Genomic DNA, 26,927 nt, shown 5'->3' with positions numbered 1-26,927 from the left:
CCAGTTCACTTGGCCGGCGCGGCCGCCGGGGGCGCGAACCCGTTCTGGTACTCGATCTTGGCCGAGGCCTTCACGGTCTTCAGACGGTCGCCCAGGGTCTTGTCGAGGTTTTCCATCCGCATCCGCTGCAGCGCCGCGGTGCGCGCCTCCGGACCATCGAAGGGCCGCGTTTCACTTCCCTTGATCACGGCGACAATGATGCCCTTCCCGCCGGGGATGACGAAGGGTTCGGTGGGCGGCAAAGCCTTGATCTGGTTCATCGCCTGCGCCGGCAGCTGGGCCGAGTCCAAGGCTCCTTCGCCCCGATCGAACTTGATGCCCATGGCGGTCAACCGGGCCGCGACGGCATCGAGCGAATGATCGTTCTTGATCTCCTGGAGCCGCGTCATGTCGCTCGGCACCGGGAACTCGATACGGTCGAGGCGATAGACGGTCCGCTGCCCGAACAGGGTGGGATTGGCTGCCATGTACTTGTCGATCGCAGCGTTATCGGGGACCAGAGCAGCCTGGTTCAGCTTCTTGGTGAACAGCTGGATCAGCAGCAGTTCGTCCGCCTTGCGCTGGCCATTGAGATACTCGGGCTGCTTGTCGATCCCGTCCTGCCGCGCAGCCTGGGCGATCAGCCGCCGGTCGATGATCGTCTGCAGCACCCGCGCCTGCACGGCCTTCTTGTCGGCGCCAGCGGGAATCCGTGCTTCCTGCAGTTCCTGGTTCAGCTCCGCGAGGGTCACTTCCTCGCCGTTGACCACTGCGGCCACCTGACCGGTCGCCTCGCGCTTGCACCCTGCCAGCGCGAGCAGCGCCAGCGCGCCACCGGCGATGAGAGTTCCTTTGGTCGTGCGCATATAGGTCCTTTCCAAGCGAAATGCGGTGTGTTGCGTCCGCATGTTTAACCGTTCGAATTGATTAGCAACCGGCGCAGTTGGCCGGGAATGGTCTTGAAGAAGCCGCCCAGGAAACCCTGCAGAAGAGCCTGGGCGTGGCCAGCATCCGGGTCCAGCACGGAAACCCGCATCATCACGCCGTCCGGAATGTCGCCCTGCAGGTTGGCCTTGAGCACGCTGAGCCGCTGCTCGATCCAGCGCCGCGGGAAACTGTCGCCGAGCCGGGTGAAATAGAGCACCTGTTCGGTCTGCACGGCATTGGTGGCGGTGAAGGCACTGGCCGGCACCTCGGTCAGCCCACCGAGCGAAAGGTCCACCGGCCGGGTCGCGGTCAGGGTGAAGCCGCCCGCCGGGTAGCAGAACTCAGGACGATGCAGCTGCAGCACCCCATCCTGTCGGAAGTTGTAGGCGATCAGCATCATCACCTGAACGCCCTGCTCGTTCGCGTAGACCCGCGTGACCAGATTGTCGTAGAGCCGGTCGACCAGGGCGTCGGGCGGCGGCAGGACCACGCCGCTGCGCCCCTGGACCTGCCAATCTGCAAACTGGTTCGGGATCCAGGACTGGAACGTCTTGTCGGGAACCGGCCGGTTGGCCACCTGCGGTTGGGCAAGATAGCCCAGACCGGAAGTCCCGGCGAGCGTTGCCCCGACGAGAAACTCACGCCGCCCGAAGGCCAGGCGCGGGGCGTCATCGCTGCGCTCGTCGGTCATGAGAACACTCCCGTGCTCACCGGCTTGCCGGCCAGCCGCTTGGCGAAGACCCAGTTCCAGATCGGCTTGCACAGGGCGTCCAGCGCAAAAATGGTCAGCAGCGCCACGGCAAACATGAGCAAACCCGCGAAATTGTGGAGGAACCCCTGCGCGGCGGCATCGCCGGCGTGATAGGTCAGGAGGATCAGGATCAGCACCCGGATGAGATTGGCGATGAGCGAGACCGGAACAATCAGCAGGACCAGGAAGGCGGCATAACGCCATTCGGCCTCGTGCCGGATGTAGATGTAGAACAGCGAGATTGCCGAGAGCGAGATGATCGAGTTGAGGCCCGAGCAAGCCGCCGCGACCAGCAGTTCATACTGTCCGACGTAGATCATGACCCCCTGCCCGGCGATCGGATAGCCGAAGGCATGGAGAATGGCGATCGCCGCAGTCGACACGCCCATCTTCATCGGCAGGGTCAGGGTATAGACCACGGTCTCGGGCGGCGGGAACATGAAGACCAGGTAGAACAGGGGAAACCACAGCCGTCGCATCGCAGCGGTGCCGACCAGACCATAGATCCCCACAAGCAGGGCGGCATACATGAAGTAGCCTTCCAGCTCGACGACCTGGGCGATCCGCGAGAGCAGATAGGCTGGCAGAACCAGGGCGAACAACGCCATGACCCGCCAGGCTGGTGGCTGGACCGCGACCGTCAGCGCCTGCGGCAAAAGACGCAGCAGCAACCAGAGGCCGGTGGCCAGCACGATCGGCCCGTGGGCACCCTGTTCGGTGCTCCAGCTTTCGCGCGCCACGAAGGCCAGCGTCGGCGCGGCAAGCACCAGTGCACCGGCCGCGAAGACCAGTGCGGCCGGCAAGCTGCCACGCAGCGCCAGGGCCTCGTTCCCCATGCGCTCCGGCAAGGCGGCAGCAGGCACGTCATCAGCCCTAGTCATGTCTGGAAATCGCTCCCGGGCGTCTTGTGCCGTGGGGGTGCGATGTAGACGTTTTTGAAATGTCTCGCAATCACATGACGGCCTGTCACCAGGCCTGTCCGAATGTGGAGCATCATTGCCATCGAAGGTTTCTTACCCCATGCCCCGCCTGCCTGACGGCCGCGGAACCCTATTCCTTGCAGAAAGACTGCCACAGCAGCCGAGCCCGTTAAACATGCCAGACGTTAAGATATCCCCTCGCTCTCGTGTCCGCCTGGCCTGGGTTGTGGCGCTGGCGGCCTGCGTGCTGGCGGCCATCGCGGCCTGGACATGGCATCGGCAGGAGGCCAGACCGACCGGTGGCGCCGCCCGGCCCGCGACCACTGCATCGCTGCCAGCCCTGCCCCAGCTGAAGCAGGGCTTCATGCCGGTCCCCCCGGACAAGGCCGAGGCCATCAATGCGGGGATCCCGTTCTCCACCGCACCGATCGAACGGGCTCGCCCCTTCCTGCTGCCGCTCGCGGTGACCCAGAACCTCCCAGCCCACCAGGCGGCGGTCGATTGCCTGACCGCAGCGATCTATTACGAGGCGGCCAGCGAGACCGCCATCGGGCAGCGCGCCGTGGCCCAGGTCGTGCTCAACCGGGTGCGGCATCCGGCCTTCCCGAAATCGATCTGCGCGGTTGTCTATGAAGGGTCCGAGCGCAGCACCGGGTGCCAGTTTTCGTTTACCTGTGACGGCAGCCTGTCGCGCACCCCTGACCGCGCCGGCTGGCTGCGCGCCCGCGGCGTGGCCACTGCCGCGCTGGGCGGATCGGTGGAACCCGCCGTCGGCATGGCGACCCATTACCATACGCGCTTCGTCGTCCCCTACTGGGCCTGGACGCTTGACAAGGTCAGCCTGATCGGGGCGCACATCTTCTATCGCTGGCAAGGTTATTGGGGACGGCGCGCCGCCTTCACCGGGGTCTACGATGGCGGGACCGATGCGGTGCCGTGGCCCAAGCTGGATTACGGCCTTGCGGCGACGGACGTCGGCATCGACCAGGTCGCCGCCCCGCCGGCCTCAGGCCTGTTGATCGACCAGGCAACGATGCCGGACACGCCCGGTATCGCCCCGGCCAAAACAGCGGCGGGATTGCGCGCCGATGAAGAGCGTGGTCGCCTGGCGATCGACGAACAGGGCGCCGCGGCGCTACCAACCCCGGCCCGCCCCGCCCTACCCGCACCCTGAATGGCAAGCAGGTTGACCTGTCCGCGATCTTGAGGCGCCTTCAGCCCACTTCGCCTGGCGCGGCTTTGCCGTGAAGCAGGTCTTGCAGGGGGATGACGGCGCGATCGATCACGAACTCCGCATGAACAGCCTCACGTGCGGCCTGTCCCAGACGTTGACGCAGGGGCGGATCGTCGGCCAGGCGCAGCATGGCTCCAGCCAGGGCGGCGACGTGCCCCGGAGGCACCAGCAGACCGTTCTCGCCATCCCGCACCAGTTCCGGGATTCCGGCAACGCCACTGGCCACGACCGGACGGCCAAGCCCCATCGCCTCCATCAGCACCAATGGCAGGCCTTCCATGTAGCTGGGCAGGACCAGGATATCGCTGCGCCCGATGCAGGCAATCGTCTGGGGCTCCGGCAAGGCTCCGTGGAACGTCACGGCATCGGCCACGCCCAGCGCCCGGGCCGCCCGCTCGAGGTCCGCGCGCAGCGGGCCATCGCCGACGAGATCGAGCGAGACATCGGAACGCTGGCGGCGAACGGCAGCAAAGGCCTCGAGCAGGCCATGCTGGCCTTTTTCCGCCGAGAGCCGGCCGACGCAAACGAACCGGACCCCGACCCCGCGCTCAGCGGCATGACCCGCCAGCGCCTCGGGCTCGACCCCGCAGCGCACGACGTGAAGCTTGGGCCAGTGCTCGACAGGTGACACCCGCATGGCCTGGGCCCGCATGAACCAGCTGGCGCAAGCGACAAAGTCGGCATGGCGGATCTTCGCGGGGAGCATCAGCCCGGCCGGATAATCGGTCTCGGAAATGCCGTGCAGCGTCATGCTCCAGGGGATCCCCACCAGCGACGCCGCCAGCAAGCCCACGGTGGCGCCGTTGTTGGCGAAGTGGCTGTGCAGCCGCTGCGCGCCATCGCGCTGCAGCAACCGCGCGAGCAGTGCCGCCTCGACCCAGTAGAACAGCGCCCAGATCAGGGCCTTGGCCCCCGGCGGACGATGCCGCAGCGCCAGCCTGAGGGTGGCCACCGTGCGCCAAGGCCGGGTCAGCATCCAGGCCAGGCAGGCCGCCAGGTAGGCCACCGGAGAGCGCCCGAGCACGGCCTGCGTTTCGGCATGATCGGCACGTTCCTGTTCCGATTGCGGCGCCCTTGCGGCGGGCCGGACCGAATAAATGCCGATATCGCACCCGCGTCGCCGCAGTGCGGCGATCTCGCGCCGGATGAACGTGTGCGAGGGGGCCGGATACTCGCTGACAAGGTAGGCGATACGGGTCATTTGTAGAAGATCGTCCCCCCGGGACGGCCGGCCAGAGCGCGTCGCAGATAGAGCAGGATGCCGCGCGCCTCGGCAAACTTGCCGACCAGCAGCAAGCCGGCGTGACGCGGGCCATACCTTGGAGCCAGACGCAGGTACTGTGCCGCCCAGACGGCGGGAGCGAAGGCCAGTCCCGCCCAGCCGAGCCACAGCCCGAGGGCGCAGGCCACCAGTGTCACCCCGCCGGTCCAGCCGAGCGCCCTGAGGCACTCGCGCCGATAGAGCGGTGCCGGCCGCTGCGCGGTGGCGCGCCAGGCTTGGGCATAACCCAGACCGCTGCGCACGGCGCGCAGCCACCACTGGCCGAAACGGAACATCGCGGCGTCATGGATGGTCATCGCGGCGTCGATCCGCCAGATCGTCCAGCCTTCGCTGCGCAGCCGGTGACACAACTCGGGCTCCTCACCGGCGGACAAGAGCGGATCGAACCCTCCTGCCGCCACCAGAGCCGCAGTCCGCATGGCCGCGTCGCCACCGCAGGCATCGGCCTGCCCGACCGGGGTATTCCATTCTGCATCGCACAGGCGGTTGTAGAAGCTGGCCTCAGGAAAGCGTTCGCGCCGCCTGCCGCAGACCACTGCAGCTTTGGGGTCCGATGCGAGGAAGGCGATCGCCCGCTCGATCCAGCCGCGCTCGAATTCGCAATCGCCGTCGATGAACTGGATGACATCGGGTGCCGCTCCACCGTCCACCAGCGCCTGCCAACCTGCGTTGCGGGCACGGGCCGCGGTGAAGGGCTGGTCCATATCGAGTTGGACCACCTCGGCGCCCAGCGATGCCGCAAGGGCGCAACTGCCATCGGTGGACCCGCTATCAACATAAACGACGCGGGCTCCCGGGTAATCCACGGAGGCCAGGCAACGGCGCAGACGCTCGCCCTCGTTTCGCCCGATCGCGACAACTCCGATCGATACCGGCTCGCCCCGTGCTGGCCCGGCGGCATTCATCCGGCGTGACCCTCACCGTTGCTGAACATGTCCGACCGCGCCCCGCTGTCCATTCCACCACACTGCCAGCCGCCGCGAGGCAACCCTGTCGGCCCGCAGGCGTAGCGCGCATCGATAAATCTTTCTAGACGTTTGATTGTTACCAAAGCACCAGTACGAGGCAGGGATCGGGACTGTTCCCCAACCTGGAGCGCCGGCCCGGCCCGGCTGGCACGGGGTGGCAAGGGCGCTAGGGCTGCGGATGAAAGGCGACATGAACCACGACGTTGCATCTGATCCGTCACCCCATGCCCGGGCAGCCGATCCTGGGCCGGCGCCTGGCCGGCAGCACGGCAACCCGCCATCGGCAATCGTTGCGACGCTGGGGCACTTGCCTTTGCTGGACGGCTGGCGTGCGGCGAGCATTCTCTCCGTTCTGGCGGGCCACCTGCTCCCGATCGGTCCGTCGCGGTGGGAACTGAATGCCGCGGTCGCGATGAGCGGCATGGCCATCTTCTTTTGCCTCTCCGGCTTCCTGATCACCCAATTGCTGCTGCAGGATCAACGGATCGGGGCGTTCCTGATCCGGCGCCTGGCGCGCATCCTCCCGTTGGCCTGGCTGGCGATGGGGCTTCTGGCAGTGATCCCCGCAAACCGGGGGTTGCTGCTCGAGAACCTGGTCTTCCTGGCGAACCTGCCACCCGTGCATCTGATGGAGGGCGGCAACCATCTGTGGAGCCTGTGCGTCGAGGTCCAGTTCTACGTCACCGTGGCCGTGATCGTCGGGCTGCTCGGCCGACGCGGACTCTATCTGTTGCCGCTGCTCGCCTTGGCCGTGACCGCACTGCGTATCGCGGCCGGGGAGCCGCACAGCATCGTCACATGGCATCGCGTGGACGAAATCCTAGCCGGTGCCACGCTTTCACTGCTTGTGCATCGCTATCGCCCCGGGGCGGTCCGGCTGCCCGTGCCCGGCTGGTCGGTCCTGGTTCTGTGGGTGCTGCTGCTGGGGGCCTCGCATCCCGCGGCAGGCGCCCTGCTCTATGCCCGTCCCTATATTGCCGCTGCCGCCGTTGGCGTCTCGCTCTATGCGTCGCCTGGCTGGTTCCGGACCCTGTTGTCCAGCACGCCGGCGCGCTATGTTGCCCAGATCAGCTATGCGCTCTACGTGATCCACGGAGTGCTTGGCGTCACCTGGCTTGGCGGGGAGGAGGTCGGCAAGGTTGAACGCTACCTGCGCCGCCCCTTGCTGATCGGCGCGACCTTCGCACTCGCTCACGTGTCTACCTTCCAGTACGAAAGTCGCTGGATCGCTCTGGGCAAGCGGTTGGCCGGCAGACCGTCCGGCGCTCCGGCCTAGCTGACCGGAACCGGCTGTCCGGCTCCGACAGGCTGACCAGACCCGACCGATTCCAGCTCCGCCTGCGACAGACCGGCCCGACGCAGTTCGCGGGCCTGGCGTTGTTCGAGTTTGCGCTGGCGCGTCAGGCCGCTGATGATGCCCATCGCGATCGCGATCGTGTACTGGACCTCGTAGGTCACGGTAATCCATTCGTACTGCGAATGCAGCGCCATCATCATCAGAGCGACAGTGCAGCCGAGCGTGATGTCGCCGCGCGGATCCCTGCGGCTGGCGAAGCTCCACCGCCAGCCTGCCACGATGGACGTCGCCAGCATCAGGACATAGGCGATGATGCCGGGCCAGCCGAGTTCGGCAGCTGTGAGCAGGTAGGTATTGTGCACATTGGCGGCGCGGCTGCCGCTGTTCCAGACCACGCCGGCCCGCGCCGAATACCCTTGAGTGTTTGCCACCAGCACATAGTTGGTGGCGCCGACCCCCAACGGATGCTCGGCCCACATCATCTTCGCGGCGCGTTCGAACGCGGCGCGTTCGTCGTAGTCGCTCTGACTTTCCAGTTGCTGCGCGAGGCGCTGGCCGACCGAATGGAGCAAGAAAGGCGTGGCCACAACCAGAGCAGCAGCAGCAAGCCCCACCATCTGCATCTTCTTGGGCGTCGCACCGCGGCGCAGCGACAATAGCATGGTCAAGACCATGCCGGTGCCCAGGAAGCCCATCGTCGCACGCGAAGCACCGAGAACGATCACGACAAGGCCGCTCGCAATGCCCAGCATCATGATCTTGCTGCGATAGCCGGACAGGATCATCCCCAGCAGAGGCAGGACCACGAAGTGGGCCATCATCCCGAGCTGGTTGGGGTGGGACATCGTCCCGGCCGCGCGGAATGCACCGTGGAAGCGCTGGTAGAGGCACACCCCGGCCTCCAGCGTCATCGCGCTGGCCAAACCCAGTCCCAGCCACATCAGCGCCTTGGGGTCGCCAGCGATCTTGGCGACTGCCGCGAAAACCAGCGCCACCCGCGCCAGCTGAAACACATAGAACGACGCCGCCATCGGCATCGTGGCGCCGGGTATCGACAGGGACACGGTCACCATGAACAGGTAGAGCCAGCCGATCAGCGGCGGCGCCCCCTTGGGCCGCGGGTGGGTCATGATAATCGCCAGGGCCAAGGTGTCCTCAAGAGTGAGAACGTAGCCCTTGGCGAAACCTGCCCAGGTGGCCCAGTTCACCAGACCGGCATCGAGGTTCCACGCCGCAACGGTGAACGGCAGCAAACCCAATCCGAAGTAGGCCCACTTGCGCCAACGCGGATCGGAGCGCAGCAGTTGCATCAGCAACGGGAAACTCAGCAGGACGGCGGCGATAGCAATGAAACGCATGATGTGGTCCCGATACCAACCGTGTCTGCCGAAATGATTACCAGGAAGGACGCCGGCCCGCACATTGTAGGGGCTCGGACGGGAACCGTCAGCAGCTAAGTGCGGCTCATCAGCGGCGCTCTTGCTCGCCCAGCGCTTGGGCCACCGTCGCGCCGCTCATCACGCTGGGGGCGACCTGCTTGCGCAGCATCAGCCAGCCCACCCCTGCGGCCAGCGCGTCGCCCATGATGGTCACGATCCGGTGGGTCAACGCGGTGGCCGTGGCGAGCGGGAGACCCGCGCCGAGCAGGGTCATGCCGACGACGACGAGCGCCTCGCGGGCGCCCAGCCCGCCTGGCGCCCCGGGCACCACGAAACCGATCAGCCAGCTGGCGGCGAAGAGACCAATCAGTTCGGCATTTCCGATCACCGGCGCGGGGTCGAGCCAATGCATGATCACCAGGGCACAACCACCACTAAGGACAAGGAAGGCGGCATAGACCGGCAAGGCCACACTGCAGGCCCGCAGCATCCTGACGGCGAGCTGTCGATGCGTCCGCAGCCAGAGCACAGCGACGATCAGCCCAATGGCAGCCAGCACGGCACCCGGAACGATCAACCTGGCCAGAACCACGCTGTAATCCTCGAGCACCGGCAGCAGCATGCGACCACCGAACAGGATCGCGATCAGCGCGGCCACAACCAGCTGGGTGGCAATCTCGCCTACCTGGGCCAGAGCGAGCGACCGTGCCGGCACGCCTGCCTCGTTCGCCATGGCAAAGCGGCCCAGCATGTGAAAGACATTGCCGGGCAGATACTTGTAGAACTGCGTCCGGTTGAAGATCGCCAGAGCGGCGGACCAGCTGATCCGGGCAGGCTCCAGTTCGCGGATCAGCACGAACCAGGCGAGCCCGAGCACCTGGTTGATGCCCAGATAGCCGATACCCAGACCTGCCAGCAGCGCGATGAAGCCTGGATGCCACAGGCCCGAGGGCATGCCACTGAGGCTGCGATAAACGGCCCAGATCAGAAACAGGCTGGAGGCCAGCGCGACGATAGTGCCGCCCAGTTGGCGCAGGCGTTTGGTCACCGTCCGGCCAGGCCCGCACACAGCCCCGGCACCTCGGGCGAACGCAAGGCACCTGGCCAAAAGCGCGCAACAGGCCCCGCCTCGGCTAGCCATTCCGCCCGGCACGAAGTGCCCGGGCATCTTGGCCGGGGGCGGACCATGGTGGACACACAGGGTTCCACAACCGCTACTGGACGGGTCCGCTGCGGTCAGTGTCGGGATCAGCGTCGATATGCAGACGATGGGCCTGCTCCAGCCGGCGCACCTTCTCGAGCGTCATTTCCAAAAGGCGGCGATTGTGCCGGATCAGGTCGGCCATCAGGCCCATCATGATGGTCAGGACACCGATGGTCATGATCGCCAGACCGATCACCAGCGACTGGATCTTGCCTTCGCCCGATACGAAGAAATAGAAATAGAGGAACCGCAGCATCGGGATGACACCGATCACGGTCATCAGGCTGCCGACGGTCACGAAAACCTTGAGCGGCCGGTACATCGAATACATCCGGATCAGCGTGGTCACGGACCGTTCGATGAAGCGGAACACGCTCTTGAACAGCCGCGAATCCCGGGTCTTCGGGTTGGTCCTGATCGGCACGCTCTCGTAAGCGAGGCCCTTGTGCCCCACCTGGATCAGCATCTCGATGGTGTAGCTGAATGGCGAAACAATGTTCAGCACCATGGCGGCATCGCGCGATATCGCGCGGAAACCGCTAACCGCATCTGGCACTTTGACGCCGGTGAACTTCCGCACGACGAAACTGCCCAGCCGCTGCAACAGCCGCTTGGCCGGCGAAAAATGTGCGATCTCCTGGGTCCGCCGATCCCCGATGACCACGTCGCAACGGCCGGCGACGATCGGTTCGACCAGCTTGGCGATATCGGCTCCGCAGTACTGGTTGTCACCATCGGTGTTGACGATGATGTCAGCGCCGAGGTCGATGCAGGCTTCGAGGCCACGGCGAAACGAGGTCGCCAGCCCGACATTGTGCTTGTTCTGGACGATGTGATTGACGCCGAGCTCACGGGCGACGGCAACCGTGCGGTCTTTCGACCCGTCATCGATGATCAACGTTTCGATGACATCCACCCCGGGGATCGAACGCGGGAGATCGGCCAAGGTCGCGGGGAGTGTTTCCTCCTCGTTGTAGCAGGGGATCTGGATGACCAGTTTCACGACCTGTGCCTCACAACCACCCCCAGTGCATCCGGCACCCATGCACAAGCACCGGTTAAAAAGACCATAAGCGACCATGTCACGGCGCCACTCCGGCTGTCGGTGGTGGGCAGCAGCGGCACGTCCGCCTTTCGTTTCGGGCTTGAGCCTTCGCTTCGTCCCTAACGCCGAATACCAACTAAAGCTAGTATCTGAGGGCGTTTGGGAAACCTGTCCCAATGTGCGTCACCAACGCGGGTGAATGCGAAAGACAGGCGGACCCTTCCAGACCGCCGCAACGCGTCAGTAGGCGTTCTTGTGCACGATGACGCGCAGCGTCTTCAGGCAGATCAAGAGGTCGGTCCAGATGCTCCAGTTGTCGAGATACTCGAGATCGCAGCGGAGCCGCTGGGTCAAGTCCTCGGCCTTGTCGGTTGAACCGCGGAAGCCTCGGATCTGGGCCAGACCGGTGAGGCCGGGTTTCTGGGCGTGGCGCAGCCAGTAGCGGTCGGTGACCTCCCAAAACAGCGACTGGCCTGCCAGCGACCCGAGCGCATGGGGCCGCGGTCCGACCAGGCTCATGTCTCCAAGGAGGACATTGATCAGCTGCGGCAGCTCATCGATGCTGGTCCGCCGGATGAAGGCTCCAACCCGGGTCACCCGGTCATCATCGCGCGAGGCCGAGCGTGCGCCGTTGTGATCGGATGCCTCGACCCGCATCGAGCGGAACTTCAGGATCTTGAACTGGCGGTTGCCCTGCCCCACCCGCACCTGCCGGAAGAACACCGGACCGCGGCTTTCCAGCTTGATGCAAACCGCAACCACCGCGAACAACGGCAGGAGGTAGACCAGCAACGGAATGGTCACCACCAGATCGAACGCCCGCTTCTGGATCCGGCTCGACAGGCTGAGCGGACCGCGCGACAGGATCAGGGTATCGTTCTCGCCGCACTGGCCGATCGCCACCGCACCTTGCAACACGCCCGGCTCGAGGATGATTTCTCCGCCCACGTCCGAACCGCGCAGGAACATGGACCAGGCCCGGCGATGATCCTCGGTACAGGCTACGACTACCCGATCGTAGTCCGCCACCATGCGGGATACGAGGTCGACCAGTTCTGGCCGCGAGAGATCGGGCCAGAGGCCCGCAGCGCCGACATCGATCACATCCATCCCGTCGGGCCGAACGCAGTCGACACCGTCGATCAGCAGCACCCTGCTGATGGCCCGGCCCTTCATGGTCGCCCAGAAGATCCCGTCGAACACGAACCGGCTGACCACCAGGAGGCCGGCCGAGGCGACAAAGGTCAGCGCGAACCCCAGGCGCGACACATCGGAGTTCAAGGCAAAAGTCAGGAGCACAAGCAGGACGGCAGTCGCCGCCCAGGCGGTCAGGACGCGGCCGATCGCCAACGAGCGGCTTTGCAAGGTCTCGACCGACTGAACCTCGCGCGCGATCGAGAACATGACAAAGAGCGGCAAGGCGATGGACAGCAGTGAGTGCCCGCGCGCCGTGAGCCACTCGGGCGCACGAACCAACAGGGCAATCGCAAATCCGCCGACAATTGCAGCGGCATCCATGACCAGTGACAAGGCGTAGAGCAGAAGCCGCACATCCCGCGCCGCCATCCGGCGGCTCTCGCCAGGGCGGGCCAGTGGATCATCCGGGGGACGATCCTGTGCCGCAAACGGCTTGATGATCCTCGTGCTTGAATTCACGCAATGTGCCCCAACGCTCGTACCGGATCTTTTCCGCTCAGCCTCCCCGTGAGGCTCCTCATGCCGTAACTTATCTGCCCGCGCGGCGCCAGACGGAGCAGACTGCCGTTCCAGATGTGGACACCGACGCCCGTGTTTCTAACGTATCGCAGCGCAACACAAGAGACTTCCCCGGCCGTAGCAGCGGCTGGCCAGAGAAAACACCGGCCCACCATCCCATCAGGCGTCCCTGTCTGCGCCTACCACGGTCGCCACCCCACTGCTGCCGCCCCCAGGCCCGCCGCAATCATGGCCGCCAGGACAAGGCTCTGGCGGTCACGCAAGGCAAAGACCACAGGGTCATCATGGATCTCCCCCCGCTGCGTTTTCATCCACAACCGGCCAGTCCAGTACAGCATCAAGGGTGGGACGAGCCACAGCCAGATCGGTTCCCGATAGCCTGAGATGACAATGGGCGAGTTGATGTAGAGCGCGAGCACCATCACGGCCATGAGCCCGCTGGCGCTCCCTAAGGCCATGAGCACCGGAAGATCCGAGCGCATGTAGCCCCGCCCGGCCAGCATGCCGGTTTCCGCCGAAGCAGAATGCAGTTCCTGATGACGCTTGACCATCGCTAGACTGAGGAAAAAGAACATCGAGAACGCAAGCAGCCAGAAGCTTGGCACCACTCCGGTTGCGGCGGCACCGGCGATGATCCGGAGCGTGTACAGACCCGCCAGCAACATCACATCGACCAGCACCTGGCGCTTGAGCCAGAAGCTGTAGATGCTTGTCAGGATGAGGTAGAATCCGAGGACCGCGGTGAACGCCGGGGGAAGCACAAAACCCAAACCCAGCGACACGATCAGGGCGACCGGAGCCATCAGGATCCCCGCCGAAACAGGAAGGGAGCCGGCGGCGAACGGACGTCGACGCTTGCTATGATGGCGGCGATCGGAAGACAGATCGACAAGGTCGTTGACGAGATAGACGGAGGATGCGGCTGCACAAAAGGCGACGAACGCGACTATGGCCTGCCCGGCCAGCCTGGCGTCCCCAGCGCGGTGAGCAGCCAGCAACGGCACGAAAATCAGCAGGTTCTTCAGCCATTGATGGGGCCGAAGACTGCGCATCCAATCGCGCCACCGGGGCGCCGCGGACGCCAGGCGCTCAATCTCGCCCGATTGTTCTGCCAGGCGAGCATGCAGCCGGCGGTCATGCGATACGATGATAGCGCGGCGGGCACGACGCCAGACTGCCAGATCGTCTGCGCTGTTGCCGACGTAGTCGAACCCGCCTTCGCCGTAGTCGGCGACAAGTTGCCGGGCCTTTGCTTCAGCCGAGAGGTTGGTCACACCGTCGCTGGCCAGGATCCGGTCGAACAGGCCAAGATGATTTGCCACAGCCATCGCCACGCGCTGATCCGAGGCGGTAGCAAGAACGATCTCACGCCCCTCGTCGCGCGCAGTCGTGATCATGGCGATAACCTCTTGCCGGTAGGGCAAATGCGCAACCGCAAGATCGACATGATCTGACAGACGTTGCTTCATGACCGCCTTCCCCCGGGCAAGCCAGCCGGGCAAGCGCAGCAATGCAAGCGGCGCGGTCTTGGCCAGCTCAAGAGCCGATTCATGCAAGAGGTCGGTCTTCACCAGCGTGCCGTCGAGATCGACACAAAGCGGAATGGTCTGGTGGGACATCGGTTCAGCTGCTCGCCAGCAGCGCAACGCCCGCGCAGATCAGCGCCGTGGCGGCGATCCGGCTCGCGGTCATGGCTTCGCCATAGACGAAATGTCCGCAGAGGGCGGTAATCACGAAACCGAGCGCCACGAAGGGATAGGCCAGGCTGACATCCACCCGGGCGAGGACCACCAGCCAGAGGCAGGTCGATAGTCCGTACAGCACCAGTCCCCCGAACACCTGCGCATTGAACAGGACAGTCCAGACCGTTTGCACGCTTGGCCCCGATTGGAGCTGTTTCTGCACCGAGGCCGACGACATGCCAGCCTTGAGAATAAGCTGGGCCACAGCCGTGAGCACCACGCACAACAGGATCATGGCCAGCATGTTTCGTGTCATTTGGCTTGGTTCCGCCATTGGCCACTATCGACTTCAAGAATGCGTATCTGCCGATTGGCAAACCGCAGACGGGCGCCCTGAGGGGCCGCAAAGCGATTGGAAGAGGCAACGATCCACGTCACGCCGTGGCGCCTAGCGAGGTCGATGTAACAGGCTTCCGATTGACACGCGTCGACCTCGCGCATGCGCGGCCACCATTGGTCGAGGAAGTCGGGCTTCCACATCACGGCGGCTCCAGCCTGGGCATCGACCCAGGCCGGCCGTCGGGACAGGACTGCAAAGCCGGTAACATCCACCGGCAGGAACAGCGTATCGGGCGGAGTGTGGGTCCTGAACCAGAGCTGGGCTTCCTGCTCCGGCCCGTAGTCGGCATCCGGGCGTTCCACCGTTCCGCGCACGGCGGCATAGGCCGTCAGCCCCATGCCCATCGCGGCGACACCGGCGAGGATCCCGCGCGGCGAAGTGGCAACGTTCACCAGTCCGGCAAGCCAGCGCGGCCATGACCAGGCCAGCAGAGCCGTCAGCAGGGTCAAGACGGCAGCGCCGGCAAGACCAGTCTTGCCCGCCGTCATGACCAGCGTCAGGGACCATGCGGCCACGAGTGGGAGGAGGACTTTCGGGCCCTGATCGCGGATCGCCGAGACTGATGCCGCCGCAAACAGCAGTGTCAGCGGCAAAAACCCATTGCCCAGCATGGGCGGTGCGCCTGCCACCCAGCAGGCCAGAGCAAAGGGGCCGGCAATCGCGAGGGGCACCCACGCGCTCCGGCGATCACGCCAATGCACATGACAAAGCCACAAGATGGGCAACATCGCCCCGGCGAGAACACTGAAGACCAAGGCGAGGCCCAACGCCCGGCGACCCTGATCGGCAAGCTGACCGGCCCACCCGACGATGACCGCCGCCACCGCGACATTGATCACGGCATCGATGCGCAGCGGGTACAGGTTAAGAAGAAGTCGAGAGCCCGTGACGTACGGCAAGGGAACCCCGGCGACAAACACCGCCGCATAGCCGAGGAGCAATCCGGCCAGGATCCGACCGCGGGCACCGAGTTCGGCAGTACAGAACGGGATGACACAGGCCAGTGTCGCGAGAAAGCCGGAGTACCGGATGGCCGCATCCCACTGGACATGCACGAAGGTGTGATAGGGGTAGCGATAGAGCAGATATTCGCGAAAGGGGATCGGATGCGAGGGCCGCGTGACCACCTCGAATGTCCACCATACTGTCGGCGCGGCAAAGATCAGATAGCCTAGACCGCAGCCGATCAGAACGCGCCACGGGCGATCAAGCCTGGCACGATCAAACCACATTGCTGCAAGAGCGGCGACCACGCTCCAGATCGAGATGAAGGCATTCACATTGAACAGCAGGCCGATCAGGCAGGCCGCCGCGACCCAGCGTTGCCGCAGCATGAGCCACCAGGTGATCGGCAGCAATTGGATCGCCACGCCGGTATGGCTGAGGTAGGTCGCCAGGGTCTCGGTGTGACCTACCGTGGACACCCCTTTAAAGATGGGCGCGATGCCACACACCGCGGCCAGCGCAAGAGCGGTCAGCGGACGGCTGCCCAGGGTCCGCGCGACCGCGGTTATGCCCGCCAGAAAGGCAATCCGCGCCGCCAGATGGGCGGCAAAGAAGACGGAGAAAGCATTCTGCTCGGTGGTGAAGGGCTTTAGGACCAGCCAGAAGCCCGAAACAAAGTTGTCCAGACTTTGGGTAAAGGCGTCATGCGGGCCCTCAATGCTGTGGGCATAGCCAAGCACGATCGGCAGATGGAAAACATTGTTGACCCAGGGAAAGGCGAACCCTGGCAACAGCACCGATATCCAGCCGAGTACCACGAGCCCAACGGCCAGCCACAATCCCGTCGAGGTGGGTTCACCAGAATAATGCGGCTTGACCGCGTTCATGCGGGACGCTCGATAACCAGCCATTCGTGCCCATACGGCCCCATGTTCCGGGCGGAGCGATCCACGATCCGTCCTCCCGCCGCCTCGATCCACTGCGCGACGTCGCTGATAGCCCGATAGTTGATCCACTGCTTGGCCACGACAAGATCGTGCAGACGGTTCCACCATGCCCTGAAGACCGGGCGCTCGACCATGTCCTTGTAGAGAAACCGTCCGCCCGGCACGACCTGACGGTACGCAGCCAGAATGGCCTCGCGCTGGGCGTGGACCGGAATGTGATGCAATACGTCGATCATCGAGACGAAATCGAACGGCCCCGCGGGCCAGGGATCCCCGACGGCGCTGTGCTGGAACGACAGCCGCCCGGAGAGTGAGGCACGATCGGCTACCGCTTGCGCGACTGCGATCGCGCTGCCTTCGGCATCAAATCCGATCGCGGTCACGTCCGCACGGTGCTCTGCGGACAGCGCGAGAAACAAGCCCGCCCCACAACCGATGTCGAGCATGCGCCCGCGCGGCGGCACCAAGGCCAACAGGTCTTCGAATGGACAGATGTACGGACGCAGGCTCTGCAGCAGTCGGTAACGCGAAGGCGAACCGGCATACAACCGACGGGCCGAAGCCACGATGCTCTGGCGGCTGAGCTTTTGCTCCATCATGGCGGTGCCGGTCTCCTGAACCTGTGGCAATCGTTCGACCGACCTTGCCGTTACGTCATCGCGGCAAAGCATGATCCGGCTGATATCGCAAGGCAAGTGCCGCGAGCGCAGGGTACGAGATCCACTCTGGCACAACCACTAGAGCAAAAATGGAGATGCCGCAGATGACAGTCCAACCAAATTGACCAGTTCGCGGACGGCGATCGACGCCAAGATCAAGGCGGCCGTGCAGACCAGATCCTGCCGAAGGAAATGGATCCTCTCGCGGGCGAGAGCACCGGTCAGGATCGTATAGCGAGCAAACTCGGCACCGACCGTGGCGATGGCTGCACCCATAATGCCGTAGTGAGACACCGCGATAGGCAAGGCGATGACCAAGCAAACGAACTTGGCTCCGTGACTCAAGGCGGGGAACACAGGCCGGCGAATTCCCAGCGCCAGGTTTTCGCCAACGGTGTTGATCACGAAGATCCATGTCGAGACACCAATCCATGCCAGCACCGGACCCGCCGCAAGGTAACGGTCATCGTAAAGAATGCGAATGATCACGTCGGACAAGCCGATCAGCAGGGCCAGAGCCAGGGCCATCGTCAGAAGGAACGTCAGCCGCAACCAGCTGATCCGGCTTTGCAGTTCATGCCCGACGACCCCCGCCGAAGATATGCTGGGAAAAATGAGATGGTTGCCGAGTTGCAGCGAGAATTGGCCGACAATGTCACCCAATGAGCGGGCTACGCCATAAATACCCAGCAAGCCCAGAGCCACATATTTGCTAAGTACCAGTCTGTCAAAATTCGTTGATAGAAAAAATACAATAGATGACAAAAAAATCCACTTTCCGAACGAAAATATCGAACGGACCACTTCGCGATCAAGCCGGATCCGATAAACAAGCTTCGAAAACATCACGTATGACAGGATGCTCGAAGCTACCGTCGACAGAATATTACCCGCGACCAATCCCCAAACCGTAGGATACAGCCAGGCCAGCACAAGCGCGATCATCGATCCAAACGCCGTGCACACAACATTGTACACTGCGATTTTTCGGGACTGCATCGCCTTGGTGGCCAGCGTGGGGCCCATCCCATGGACCCCGCTGAGCAAGAACAGCAGACAGAGGGCAGGAAGGGCCGCACTGACCATAGGGTCGTCGTAATAGTGGCGGAGCAGCGGCAGCAACGGCAGGAACAGCCCGGCCAGAATGAGGCCCCGCATCATCTGCAGGGTCCATGCCGTATTGTAGAAGCGTGGCTCGGTCCCGCGCGGGCTGGCGATCACGTTTTGTCCGATCCCGACGTCGGTGAACAGTTCCACTCCCACCCGTAACGAGGTGAGGATGACCATTATGCCGAACAACTCGGGCGCAATGAGGCGGGTCAGGATGAGATTCTGGGCGAAACGGATCAACTGGACCAGAATGTACCCGATCGTGGTCCAACCCAGCCTGATCATCAACGTCTGCGAGCCGAGCAGTTTGGTCGCAAAGCTATTCGGCAAGAGTTTCAACAGTCGCAATCGCCGGATCCGTCGCTCGCGGCCGAGCCTGGCACGCGGTGTGGGGCTATATAAGACATCTGACCATCGCAAGCGCTTTGGCATGACGATACAGGCCGGTCAGATCGCATCACCACCGGTGACAAACCAGCACGCCGGGTAGCCACGCTGAAGCAGCAGGAAACCCGGGTCCTCGGCCGCGACCGTGCCTTGGCCTGTCCCTGCAGTTCGCCAGCCCCCTCAGAACCGCGGCAGCTTAACCTTCAGCACCTTGAAAATGTAGACCACCGCGGCGACGAGGATCACGCCGGCGGCGATGTCGTTGCCTTCGTTGCCGACATAGTTGGCCACGGCCAGCGCGACGGCGGGCGGCGCGTAGTGCCAGAGCTGGTCACGCGGCACGGGTTCGGACGAGCGCTGCAACATCAGCGTGACCAGACCCGCGAAGCAAAACACGGTAATCCAGTCCCAGATCGTTTCCACTCGCTCCTCCGCATACGGGCCGTGTCGGCCGGCTGGGACCGGTGCTAGCCGTTTTCGCCGCGTTGCCAAGGGCTCATTCGCCGTTTTCCGCACCTGTCCCGCCGGGAGGCAGAAATCATCGCGGTTCCACGGCCCCCGCAACCGGCGGCGCGGCGCCACTCTTCCGCCTCGGTGCAGCCAGGAGACGGCGCTCACCCTTGCTCCGCGCGGGCCCGCAGTATAGGCGTGAGCGCGGTCAAGACAGGGCCGGACCGGGCGGTCGGACCGCTTCGCGTTTTGCGCAGGGGCAATACATCGCCCCGGCCGGGCCGCGATGGCCGCAGCAACTGGAAACCATGGCGTTCGAGCTTCAACCCGTGCAGGTGCCCTATCCGTTCTGGCGTTCGCCGCCACGGACGGCGCCGGGCGACCGGATTCTGGCGATCGGCGATATCCATGGCTGCGGCAAGCTGCTGACGGCGATGATGCGGGCCTTCCAACGGGTTTCGGAGGACGCGCTGCCGCCCGCGCTCAGCACCAAGATCATCCTGCTCGGCGACGTGATCGATCGCGGGCCGGCCAGCTTCTCGGTGCTCCAGGCGCTCTACAGCAACCGCAACCATCCCGACTTCCTGGTGCTCCTGGGCAACCACGAGGCCACCCTGCTCGATTGCATCGATGCCCGGCCGGACGCCTATGTGTCGTGGTTGAGCTTCGGCGGCCAGGCCATGCTCGACAGCCTGGGGCTGTCCCCGCCCTTGCCCTGGGAGCAGGATGAAGAGTTCGCCGCGCGGCTGATGGACGCGATCGGGGCCCCGATCGTCGACTGGCTGCGCGAGCTGCCGGTCTCCTGGTCCTCGGGCGACTACTTCTTCTGTCATGCCGGGGTGCGGCCGGGAGTGGCGCTGGACCAGCAGCGGCGCAGCGACCTGCTCTGGATCCGCAAGCGGTTCATCGACAGCAACCGCTACCACGGCCGGGTGGTGGTGCACGGCCACAGCATCGAGGACGAGGTGGCCGTGCTGCACAACCGGATCGGCGTCGATACCGGGGCCTACCGCTCCGGGCGGCTGTCGGGCATCGTGCTGCAGGACGAACAGGCCTGGACCCTCACTGTCACCGCCGATTGACCCGGGCGACCGATCGGGCCCGGGGTGCGGCCGACCGCGGCATCAGAACTGCTTGCGCAGCTCGACCCCGATGAACCGGCCGACGGGATCGACCAGGTCGGGCTGGTAGCCGATCGGCACGGCTCCCGTCAGGTCGGTGACGCGCTGGCGCTGGTCGAGCAGGTTGTTGACCTCGAGCGAGAAGCGCGCGTTCTTGAAGAACGGCGCAGCGTCAACCAGCCGCTTCTGCTGGCCCAGATCGACGAAGGCGCGCAGGTTGATCTTGGCGAGGGCGCCAAAGCGCAGGTCGGTCGAACCGGGCGCACCCGTGCCCTTGATCCGCGTGGGAGCAGTCCAGGTGCCGGTGAAACGCAGGCCAAAACCACGGTAGAACGCGCCGCCCTCGGCCTCGACGCTGTGCCGGGCCACTCCGCCGCCGGTCAGCGCATCGCCGTCCAGCAGGTCGAGCAGCGGCCCGTTCGCACCCACGGCCACGCGGTTCTCGAATTGCACGGTATGGTAGAGCGACAGGTTCCAGCGACCCTGGCCATTGCCGAACCGCCCGCCACCCGGCGGTCCGCCACCCCCTGCCCCCGGCGGGGGACCACCGGCACCGGCGCCGCGCGGAGGGCCACCGGGCATGCCGCCGCCTGCGGCGCCGCCCGGGCCGCCCCGGGCGGTCGGGGCTGGCTTGCCGATCGCGCCGCCCAGGTTGAAGCCGTAGCGCAGCCGCGCGCTCTCTTCGCGGGCCAGAGTGATCGGCAGGCGGTTGAGGGCGATCAGGCGGCCGTTCGCATCGCGGGTCACCCGGCCGGGGAAGGCCGCCTCGATCGCCTGGGTCAGGACCGGAAAGGCGGCCGTGACGTTGCTCGAGCGGTTGCGGAAGTATTCGACCACCAGATTGGATTCGCTCAGGAGCGGGATCTGCCAGTTGAGTCCAAGCTTGATGTCGCGCTGGGTCTCGCGGACGAGCTGGCGGTTGCCGCCGGTGGTGATCGTCACCAGCGCGGTCTCGTTGCGGACAAAATCGTACAGCGCCACGTTGGGCGTGACCACCACCGGAGCGCCCAGGTCGGTCAGGCCGGGCGCGGCCTGGTTGACCAGATAGCTCGCCTGCAGCCCGAGCCGTTCGGTGAGCCCCCAGGTCACCCCGGCGCTCCAATCCGACAGCGTGCCGAAGTCCGACAGGTGGTTGACCCCCGCGCTGAGATTGAGGGTGATGTCCCCGGCCCCGGGCAGCACGCCGTTGCGCCGGCTGGTCAACGGTACGCCCAGGTTGATCCCGGTCGAGGCATCGCCGCGGCGCAGGCGCGCGCCGCCGGCCACCGTGCGCGTATCGCTGCTGGTGATGGCCGACCAGGCGAAGCCCGCCTTGAGCGTCGTGGTCACGTCGCCGGCGGGCAGGGCCAGCGGCCGGCCGACTAGGGTGAGCAGGCTGGTGGCGGTATCGTTGAGGCTGCGCGCCGTGTCGCTCAGCCGCGTCCCGTCGGCGCGGTCGATCCGGGTGAGACTGGCAGCGTGCGAGCCATCGAGCGTGGCGGTCAGCTGCCAGGTGCCCAGCGGCTTGGCGAAGGTGATCCCGGCCTCGGTGGTCTCGGTCTGCCCGCGCCGGGCGAGCGGCGACAGCGTCACCCCGTCGAGCCCGAAGAACGAGGCAGTATCGTTGCGGGTGAACGCGCCATTGAGCGTCAACGCGCCGTCGAGCCCCTTCTCGCCCAACCCGGTGGTCCAGGTCGCGTTGACCCCGACCTCGCGACTGTCGGCAATCAGCGTCCGGGCAGCCGCACTGCCCGGTATGCTGCCCGCCACCTGGGTGACGCCGCGCTCGCTTTCGAACAAGGGCGTTGTGTCGGTGGCGGTAACGGTCAGGTTCAGCCGGCCTTGCCCGACGATGCGGAACAGCGAGGCCTCGGCCTCGCTGGTCGAACTGCCGCCCCGATCGGGCTGGCCGAACTCGGCCTCGATCGTGCGGGCGCTGAACTTGTCCTTGAGGATGAAGTTGATCACCCGCTGGTTGGCCGGATAGCCATAGCGCAGCGCGACCTCCTCGGGCAGGATCTCCAGCCGGCGGATCGCCTCGGGCGGGATGTTGCGCATTTCCCGGAAGCCCGAAATCCGCTGGCCGTTGAGCAGCACCACCGGACGGCCGGCGCCGCGTCCGCGGCCCGAGCCGGTCTGCGGCGACAGGACTGCCAGCAGGTCGGTGATGGAGGCCGCGCCATAGGCGGCGATGTCGTCCTCGCTCAGGGTCAGGATCGGCGGCTGCGGCGCATCGACCTGGCCCTTGAGCCGGGTGGCGACCACCACGATCTCGCCGGCGCGCGGCTCGATCCGCTCCTCCTCGGCAGCGGCCAGGCTGGCCGGATCGGCGGGCAGGGTCACGGCATTCGCCGCCGGTCCGGGCACCTGCTCGTCTGCCGCGCGGGCGGGCGCCGCCAGCGCCAGGACGGAAACAGCGGGGCCGGCCAGCCAGGCGGCAGTCAGGGATCGACGCAAGCTCAGCATCCTTTGTTCGGGATTGCCCCTCCCGCACCGCTTCCCTGCCTGCCCCCCACCAGCCGGGCAAGCCGCGCTCGGTAACAAATTGTCGCCCTGCCGATACCGGTTTGGCCGGGGCCGGGCCCCACCCGCCTCGCGGCGCACAGTGCTCGCCGTCGCTGCGGGATTTCCTCACTGGCCTTTTTGCCGAGTCCCGCGTATGGGCGCGGCAATCTCCCGAGATCTGAACGGAACCGAATAGCGGATGGCGAAAGAAGAGCTCCTTGAAATGCGCGGGCAGGTGGTCGAACTGCTGCCCAACGCGATGTTCCGCGTGCGACTGGAAAACGATCACGAGATCCTGGGCCACACGGCAGGCAAGATGCGCAAGAACCGCATCCGCGTGCTGGTGGGAGACGAGGTGCTGGTCGAACTGACCCCCTACGATCTCACCAAGGGCCGCATCACCTATCGCTTCATGCCCGGCCGCGGCGGTCCCGGATCGTACTGACCCCGATGGAGCCGGTCGCCGCGGCGCCGCCGGACGTGCCGCCGGTCGCCCCCTCGCTGGTCCTGGCCTCCGCCTCGCCGCGCCGCCGCGAGCTGATCGCGCGGCTGGGCCTGGCCCCGGCGCGGATCTGCGCCGCCGATATCGACGAGACGCCGCACAAGGCGGAACTGCCCCGCGACTACGCCCGCCGCATGGCGCGCGAGAAAGCCCAGGCCGGGGCCGATCCCCAGGCCCATGTCCTGGCCGGGGACACGGTGGTCGCGGTCGGCCGCCGCATCCTGCCCAAGGCCGAGGACGCCGACACCGCCCGCACTTGCCTGACCCTGCTTTCCGGCCGGCGTCACCGCGTACTCTCCGCCGTCGCCCTGCGCGCGCCCGACGGCACGCTGCGGGAACGGCTGAGCGAGACGATCGTCCGCTTCAAGCCGCTCAGCCGCGAGGAGATCGCCGCCTATCTCGCCGGCGGCGAGTGGCAGGGCAAGGCCGGTGGCTATGCCATCCAGGGTAGCGCCGAAGGGCTGATCGCGTGGATTTCCGGCAGCCATTCGGGCGTGGTCGGCCTGCCCCTGTTCGAAACGCGCGCGCTGCTGCGCGCCGCCGGGTTCGCGATTGGCTGAGTGGCTGGTCGAGCAGGGGATCGCCGAGGACCGGGCGATCCTGCTGGATGGCGGCACGGTCCGGGCTGCCCGCCTGCACTGGCCCGGCCAGCTTACCGCCGGCCAGATCGAGGACGCGCTGCTGGTCTCCCGGCATGGCGGGACCCGCCGCGGCACGGCGCGGTTCGCCTCGGGTGAAACCGCGCTGGTCGATCATTTGCCGCGCGCCGCCAGCGAAGGCGCGTCGCTGCGCCTGGTGGTAACGCGCGCCGCCGTGGCCGAACAGGGACGGCACAAGCTCGCCCAGGCCCGCCCGACCCAGGCCCCGCCCATGCCCGCGCCCGGCCTGGCCGCGCAACTGGGCGGCGAAGGCGTCCCGGTGCGCCGCGTGACTGCCCTGCCCCCGGGGCTGTGGGAAGAGGTCCATGGCGAGGCCTGGGACGGCACCCTGGCCTTCCCCGGCGGCAGCCTGACCGTCTCGCCGACCCCCGGCATGACCGTGATCGACATCGACGGGACGCTTCCGCCCGCCGCGCTGGCCCAGGCCGCGGTGCCCGCGGTGGTCGCCGCGGTCGGCCGGTTCGACCTGGCCGGTTCGGTCGGGATCGATTTCCCCACGCTCCCGGGCAAGGCCGAGCGCCAGGCGCTCGATGCCGCGCTCGACGGCGCGCTGGCCGCCGCCCTGCCCGGCTGGCGGCACGAGCGCACCGCGATCAACGGCTTCGGCTTCGTCCAGCTCGTCGCCCGGCTCGAGCGCCCCTCGCTGGTCGCCCGGCTGGCGCGCGACCGGGCGGGCGCCGGCGCCCGCCTGCTGCTGCGCCGCGCCGACCAGGTTTGCGCGCCGGGCCGCTTGCTGCTCGTCTGCCACCCGGCGGTGCGCGCTGCGCTGCACCCCGACTGGGTGGCCGAGCTGACCCGCCGCAGCGGCCGCCCGCTGGTCTGGCAGGAGGATTCGCAGCTTGCCTTGAACGCCGGCTTCGCGCAGGCGCTGGCCGCATGATGGCCCCGCTCCGCAAATGCCCGATCTGCGGCAAACCCCGCAGCACCCAGCACAGCCCGTTCTGCTCGACCCGCTGCCGCGACCGCGACCTCGTCCGCTGGCTCGACGATGGCTACGCCCTGCCCGGCCCGCCCGCCACGAACGACGACGAGGCACAAGCCTGAGCTCGCCGCGCTGCGGTGTTTCGCCGCAGGTGCCGGATCGGCGCGGCCGGAGCGCAAAAGGGGGTTGCCAAGCCTCCACGCCTTCGCCATAGGCGCGCTTCCAATCGCCGGACGGTCCCCCTGCCAACCTCGGACCGCCCAGCCAGGCCCAGTGCCAAGGCGATGCCCGGGTAGCTCAGTTGGTAGAGCACATGACTGAAAATCATGGTGTCGGCGGTTCGACTCCGTCCCCGGGCACCACGGCCTGAGCAGGCTGTTCGACCCACTCGTGACGACCGGAATCGCAAGGCCGGACGGTCTTGGTCGGCATCTAGGCCCGACGTGCGGCGGACGACCATTGCAAGTGCCGCTTCATCAGCCCGATCCGCTCCTCGATGGCGGTATCCCGATCGAACGTCTGCCCGCTTGCGGCTGCCGCGATGGTGAGTTGCCGAATGGCGGCACGATCCGAAACCAGTTGCGTGACCATGTCGGCAAGCCGCGCGGTATCGCCGCGCGGGACGAACGCGCCGCCGCCGTGCCGGGCCACGAGGTCGCGGGCATAGTGGCTCTCGAAGCCCACGATCGGTGTGCCGGAGGCCAGCGATTCAACCAGGCAACGGGGCGATTCGGCGATGAGATGGCAGAACACGAACAGGTCCGCATCCGCCATCCGGCGGCGCGTTTCGTCGCGGTCAACATGCCCCGCCAGGACACAGACGTCACCCAGCCCATGGCTATCCACAAACCGTTGCATGCTGTCCAGCTCGGGACCGGCACCCGCCCAGGTGGCTTCGAACCGGCACCCCGCCAGCTTGAGCCGCCGGACGATCTCCAGCCAGACATGCGGTCCTTTCATCGGGGCTGCACGGCCTGCGTAGAAGATCTTGACCGGCTGGGTGTCCGAACGGGCGAGTTTCGCCGCGAGGGCAGCGGGAGCAATGCGGTCCTCCCCGGTGATCTGCACGTTGAGCACCGAGAACGCGTTGGGAGCGCGGTGTCCGAGTTCGTTGAACACCTCGCCCCCCTGCAGGAGCGCAAGGGCGCTGCGGTCAAGGGCGCGATAGTACTGGCGATCGTGGTACAGACCCCAGATGTACTTGCGCAGCTTGTTCGGCCCCCACGGCATCATGCGCCAAAGCTCGGCCCTGGCCACCGGCAGGGCCCAATCCGCCTCCATGTTGTAGGGGATACCCAACTCCTGGCAGACCTCGGCTGCGAGAGTGGGCCAGTCAAACGCGGCATGCGGCGAGATCAGGTGGAATTCGCTTTCCGACATGGCCTGGTGAAGCTGGGCCTTTACCCTGCCCCTGTTCCGGAAATAGCGATCTTCGCGATAGGGTTCGGGCAGGATGGTGATGGTCAGACGATCCCCGTCGGCCAGGTCGGCCAGTGGCACGGTATTGGGAAAGGACTGTTCGCCGGGAGCTGCTGTCGTCATGACATGGACGTGCGAGAAGGCCGCAAGATAGGCGCGCACGTTGTTCGCGAAATCTCCGTCCAGGCTGATCGCTCCGTCGCGGAGGGCGCAGACCGTCGGGATCACCAGAACCAGGCTGTTGGGGCGAAACGTCATGCGGTCCCTCGTGGCGGCGAGAGGAGATCGCGCCACCTCATTCGACAGTTTAGCGGTTGAGTTCGGCAAATTTTGGTTTTCACTCATCTGGCATGCTTGAAACTCTGATTGATAGGTGCATGCCGCTAAGGTCAGATGATCGTATAAATCGATAGACCTCGACTAGGTTTCTCGATGCCAAACCCGAATGCGGGGTTAGAATCTTGCCATAAGCAATTCAGCGACCAAGGCTAGCACGCAAGTTGGAACCGTTCTCAAAGGCATGCAGGTATATGACGTA

The 26,927-nt window shown here is 65.8% G+C and carries 24 protein-coding genes and 1 tRNA gene; 8 read left to right on the top strand and 17 right to left on the bottom strand.

Annotated features, from left to right (window positions below; translation table 11 throughout):
- Window positions 1-5 precede the first annotated feature (5 nt).
- From H7F53_RS03140 to xrtV, 3 genes are read right to left on the bottom strand one after another with little or no spacing between them, the layout of a single operon-like run.
- Window positions 6-845, bottom strand: a complete 840-nt coding sequence (locus H7F53_RS03140; RefSeq protein WP_185678020.1) for an EpsD family peptidyl-prolyl cis-trans isomerase — start codon at window positions 843-845, stop codon at window positions 6-8.
- A gap of 44 nt (window positions 846-889) precedes the next feature.
- Complete coding sequence (gene epsI, locus H7F53_RS03135) at window positions 890-1,597, bottom strand: exosortase-associated protein EpsI, V-type (protein ID WP_185678019.1); 708 nt, start codon at window positions 1,595-1,597, stop codon at window positions 890-892.
- Window positions 1,594-2,538, bottom strand: coding sequence for an exosortase V (gene xrtV / locus H7F53_RS03130; RefSeq protein WP_185678018.1), 945 nt, complete (start codon window positions 2,536-2,538; stop codon window positions 1,594-1,596). Before xrtV ends, epsI begins: the two co-directional genes overlap by 4 nt.
- A 403-nt stretch (window positions 2,539-2,941) precedes the next feature.
- Between xrtV and H7F53_RS03125 the strand changes: the two genes are divergently transcribed.
- Window positions 2,942-3,751 (top strand): cell wall hydrolase, encoded by an 810-nt coding sequence (locus H7F53_RS03125; protein ID WP_246438448.1) that lies wholly within the window; start codon window positions 2,942-2,944, stop codon window positions 3,749-3,751.
- 40 nt (window positions 3,752-3,791) lie between these two features.
- Here the strand turns inward: H7F53_RS03125 and H7F53_RS03120 are convergent, their stop codons facing one another.
- The gene (locus tag H7F53_RS03120; protein ID WP_185678016.1) at window positions 3,792-5,012 is read right to left on the bottom strand and encodes a glycosyltransferase family 4 protein; all 1,221 of its coding nucleotides are present in this window, start codon (window positions 5,010-5,012) and stop codon (window positions 3,792-3,794) included.
- Window positions 5,009-5,998, bottom strand: coding sequence for a glycosyltransferase family 2 protein (locus H7F53_RS03115; protein ID WP_185678015.1), 990 nt, complete (start codon window positions 5,996-5,998; stop codon window positions 5,009-5,011). The genes H7F53_RS03120 and H7F53_RS03115 overlap by 4 nt, the downstream gene beginning before the upstream one ends.
- Window positions 5,999-6,374: 376 nt before the next feature.
- Between H7F53_RS03115 and H7F53_RS03110 the strand changes: the two genes are divergently transcribed.
- Window positions 6,375-7,337: an acyltransferase family protein gene (locus tag H7F53_RS03110; protein WP_221773536.1), complete on the top strand. Its 963-nt coding sequence runs from the start codon at window positions 6,375-6,377 to the stop codon at window positions 7,335-7,337.
- Here H7F53_RS03110 and H7F53_RS03105 read toward each other — a convergent pair.
- The 10 genes from H7F53_RS03105 to H7F53_RS03060 all read right to left on the bottom strand — a co-directional run bounded on the left by H7F53_RS03105 (window position 7,334) and on the right by H7F53_RS03060 (window position 19,255).
- Window positions 7,334-8,716: an O-antigen ligase family protein gene (locus H7F53_RS03105; protein ID WP_185678013.1), complete on the bottom strand. Its 1,383-nt coding sequence runs from the start codon at window positions 8,714-8,716 to the stop codon at window positions 7,334-7,336. The two genes, H7F53_RS03110 and H7F53_RS03105, sit on opposite strands and share 4 nt — an antisense overlap.
- Before the next feature lie 109 nt (window positions 8,717-8,825).
- Window positions 8,826-9,785, bottom strand: coding sequence for a lysylphosphatidylglycerol synthase domain-containing protein (locus H7F53_RS03100; protein WP_185678012.1), 960 nt, complete (start codon window positions 9,783-9,785; stop codon window positions 8,826-8,828).
- Between the two features lie 166 nt (window positions 9,786-9,951).
- Window positions 9,952-10,944 (bottom strand): glycosyltransferase, encoded by a 993-nt coding sequence (locus tag H7F53_RS03095; RefSeq protein ID WP_185678011.1) that lies wholly within the window; start codon window positions 10,942-10,944, stop codon window positions 9,952-9,954.
- A 282-nt stretch (window positions 10,945-11,226) separates the two neighbouring features.
- Window positions 11,227-12,552, bottom strand: coding sequence for a sugar transferase (locus H7F53_RS03090; RefSeq protein WP_185678010.1), 1,326 nt, complete (start codon window positions 12,550-12,552; stop codon window positions 11,227-11,229).
- A gap of 329 nt (window positions 12,553-12,881) precedes the next feature.
- Window positions 12,882-14,321: a UbiA family prenyltransferase gene (locus tag H7F53_RS03085; RefSeq protein WP_185678009.1), complete on the bottom strand. Its 1,440-nt coding sequence runs from the start codon at window positions 14,319-14,321 to the stop codon at window positions 12,882-12,884.
- A 4-nt stretch (window positions 14,322-14,325) separates the two neighbouring features.
- Window positions 14,326-14,688, bottom strand: a complete 363-nt coding sequence (locus tag H7F53_RS03080) for a DMT family transporter (RefSeq protein ID WP_221773535.1) — start codon at window positions 14,686-14,688, stop codon at window positions 14,326-14,328.
- Window positions 14,689-14,696: 8 nt separating this feature from the next.
- On the bottom strand, window positions 14,697-16,616 hold the full coding sequence (locus H7F53_RS03075; protein ID WP_185678007.1) for a hypothetical protein: 1,920 nt from the start codon (window positions 16,614-16,616) through the stop codon (window positions 14,697-14,699).
- Window positions 16,613-17,305, bottom strand: a complete 693-nt coding sequence (locus tag H7F53_RS03070; RefSeq protein WP_221773534.1) for a class I SAM-dependent methyltransferase — start codon at window positions 17,303-17,305, stop codon at window positions 16,613-16,615. Before H7F53_RS03070 ends, H7F53_RS03075 begins: the two co-directional genes overlap by 4 nt.
- A 108-nt stretch (window positions 17,306-17,413) precedes the next feature.
- A complete protein-coding gene (locus H7F53_RS03065; RefSeq protein WP_185678005.1) occupies window positions 17,414-18,784 on the bottom strand; it encodes an oligosaccharide flippase family protein in 1,371 nt (456 codons plus the stop codon).
- 228 nt (window positions 18,785-19,012) lie between these two features.
- Window positions 19,013-19,255 carry an XrtV sorting system accessory protein gene (locus H7F53_RS03060; RefSeq protein ID WP_185678004.1) on the bottom strand — a complete coding sequence of 81 codons (243 nt, stop codon included), beginning with the start codon at window positions 19,253-19,255 and terminating at the stop codon, window positions 19,013-19,015.
- A 335-nt stretch (window positions 19,256-19,590) separates the two neighbouring features.
- On the opposite strand from H7F53_RS03060, the gene H7F53_RS03055 reads away from it, so the two are divergent.
- On the top strand, window positions 19,591-20,364 hold the full coding sequence (locus H7F53_RS03055) for a metallophosphoesterase (RefSeq protein ID WP_185678003.1): 774 nt from the start codon (window positions 19,591-19,593) through the stop codon (window positions 20,362-20,364).
- Between the two features lie 42 nt (window positions 20,365-20,406).
- Here the strand turns inward: H7F53_RS03055 and H7F53_RS03050 are convergent, their stop codons facing one another.
- Window positions 20,407-22,839 (bottom strand): TonB-dependent receptor, encoded by a 2,433-nt coding sequence (locus H7F53_RS03050; RefSeq protein WP_425498152.1) that lies wholly within the window; start codon window positions 22,837-22,839, stop codon window positions 20,407-20,409.
- Between the two features lie 247 nt (window positions 22,840-23,086).
- Between H7F53_RS03050 and infA the strand changes: the two genes are divergently transcribed.
- The 5 genes from infA (at window position 23,087) to H7F53_RS03025 (ending at window position 25,332) form a co-directional block, all read left to right on the top strand.
- Window positions 23,087-23,332, top strand: a complete 246-nt coding sequence (infA, locus tag H7F53_RS03045; protein WP_168605162.1) for a translation initiation factor IF-1 — start codon at window positions 23,087-23,089, stop codon at window positions 23,330-23,332.
- Window positions 23,333-23,337: 5 nt separating this feature from the next.
- On the top strand, window positions 23,338-23,949 hold the full coding sequence (locus H7F53_RS03040; RefSeq protein WP_185678001.1) for a Maf family protein: 612 nt from the start codon (window positions 23,338-23,340) through the stop codon (window positions 23,947-23,949).
- Entirely contained in the window at window positions 23,942-24,928 is a 987-nt protein-coding gene (locus H7F53_RS03035) for a ribonuclease (protein ID WP_185678000.1), read from the top strand. The genes H7F53_RS03040 and H7F53_RS03035 overlap by 8 nt, the downstream gene beginning before the upstream one ends.
- On the top strand, window positions 24,925-25,092 hold the full coding sequence (gene yacG, locus H7F53_RS03030) for a DNA gyrase inhibitor YacG (protein WP_379542833.1): 168 nt from the start codon (window positions 24,925-24,927) through the stop codon (window positions 25,090-25,092). The genes H7F53_RS03035 and yacG overlap by 4 nt, the downstream gene beginning before the upstream one ends.
- A gap of 164 nt (window positions 25,093-25,256) precedes the next feature.
- Window positions 25,257-25,332, top strand: a tRNA-Phe gene (locus H7F53_RS03025).
- Window positions 25,333-25,402: 70 nt separating this feature from the next.
- On the opposite strand, the gene H7F53_RS03020 is transcribed toward H7F53_RS03025, so the two are convergent.
- On the bottom strand, window positions 25,403-26,647 hold the full coding sequence (locus tag H7F53_RS03020) for a glycosyltransferase (RefSeq protein WP_185677999.1): 1,245 nt from the start codon (window positions 26,645-26,647) through the stop codon (window positions 25,403-25,405).
- Between the last annotated feature and the right edge of the window lie 280 nt (window positions 26,648-26,927).

This window comes from Novosphingobium piscinae (genome assembly GCF_014230355.1).
In the GTDB taxonomy this organism is placed as follows: domain Bacteria; phylum Pseudomonadota; class Alphaproteobacteria; order Sphingomonadales; family Sphingomonadaceae; genus Novosphingobium; species Novosphingobium piscinae.
This window is presented reverse-complemented; position numbering and strand designations above follow the sequence as displayed.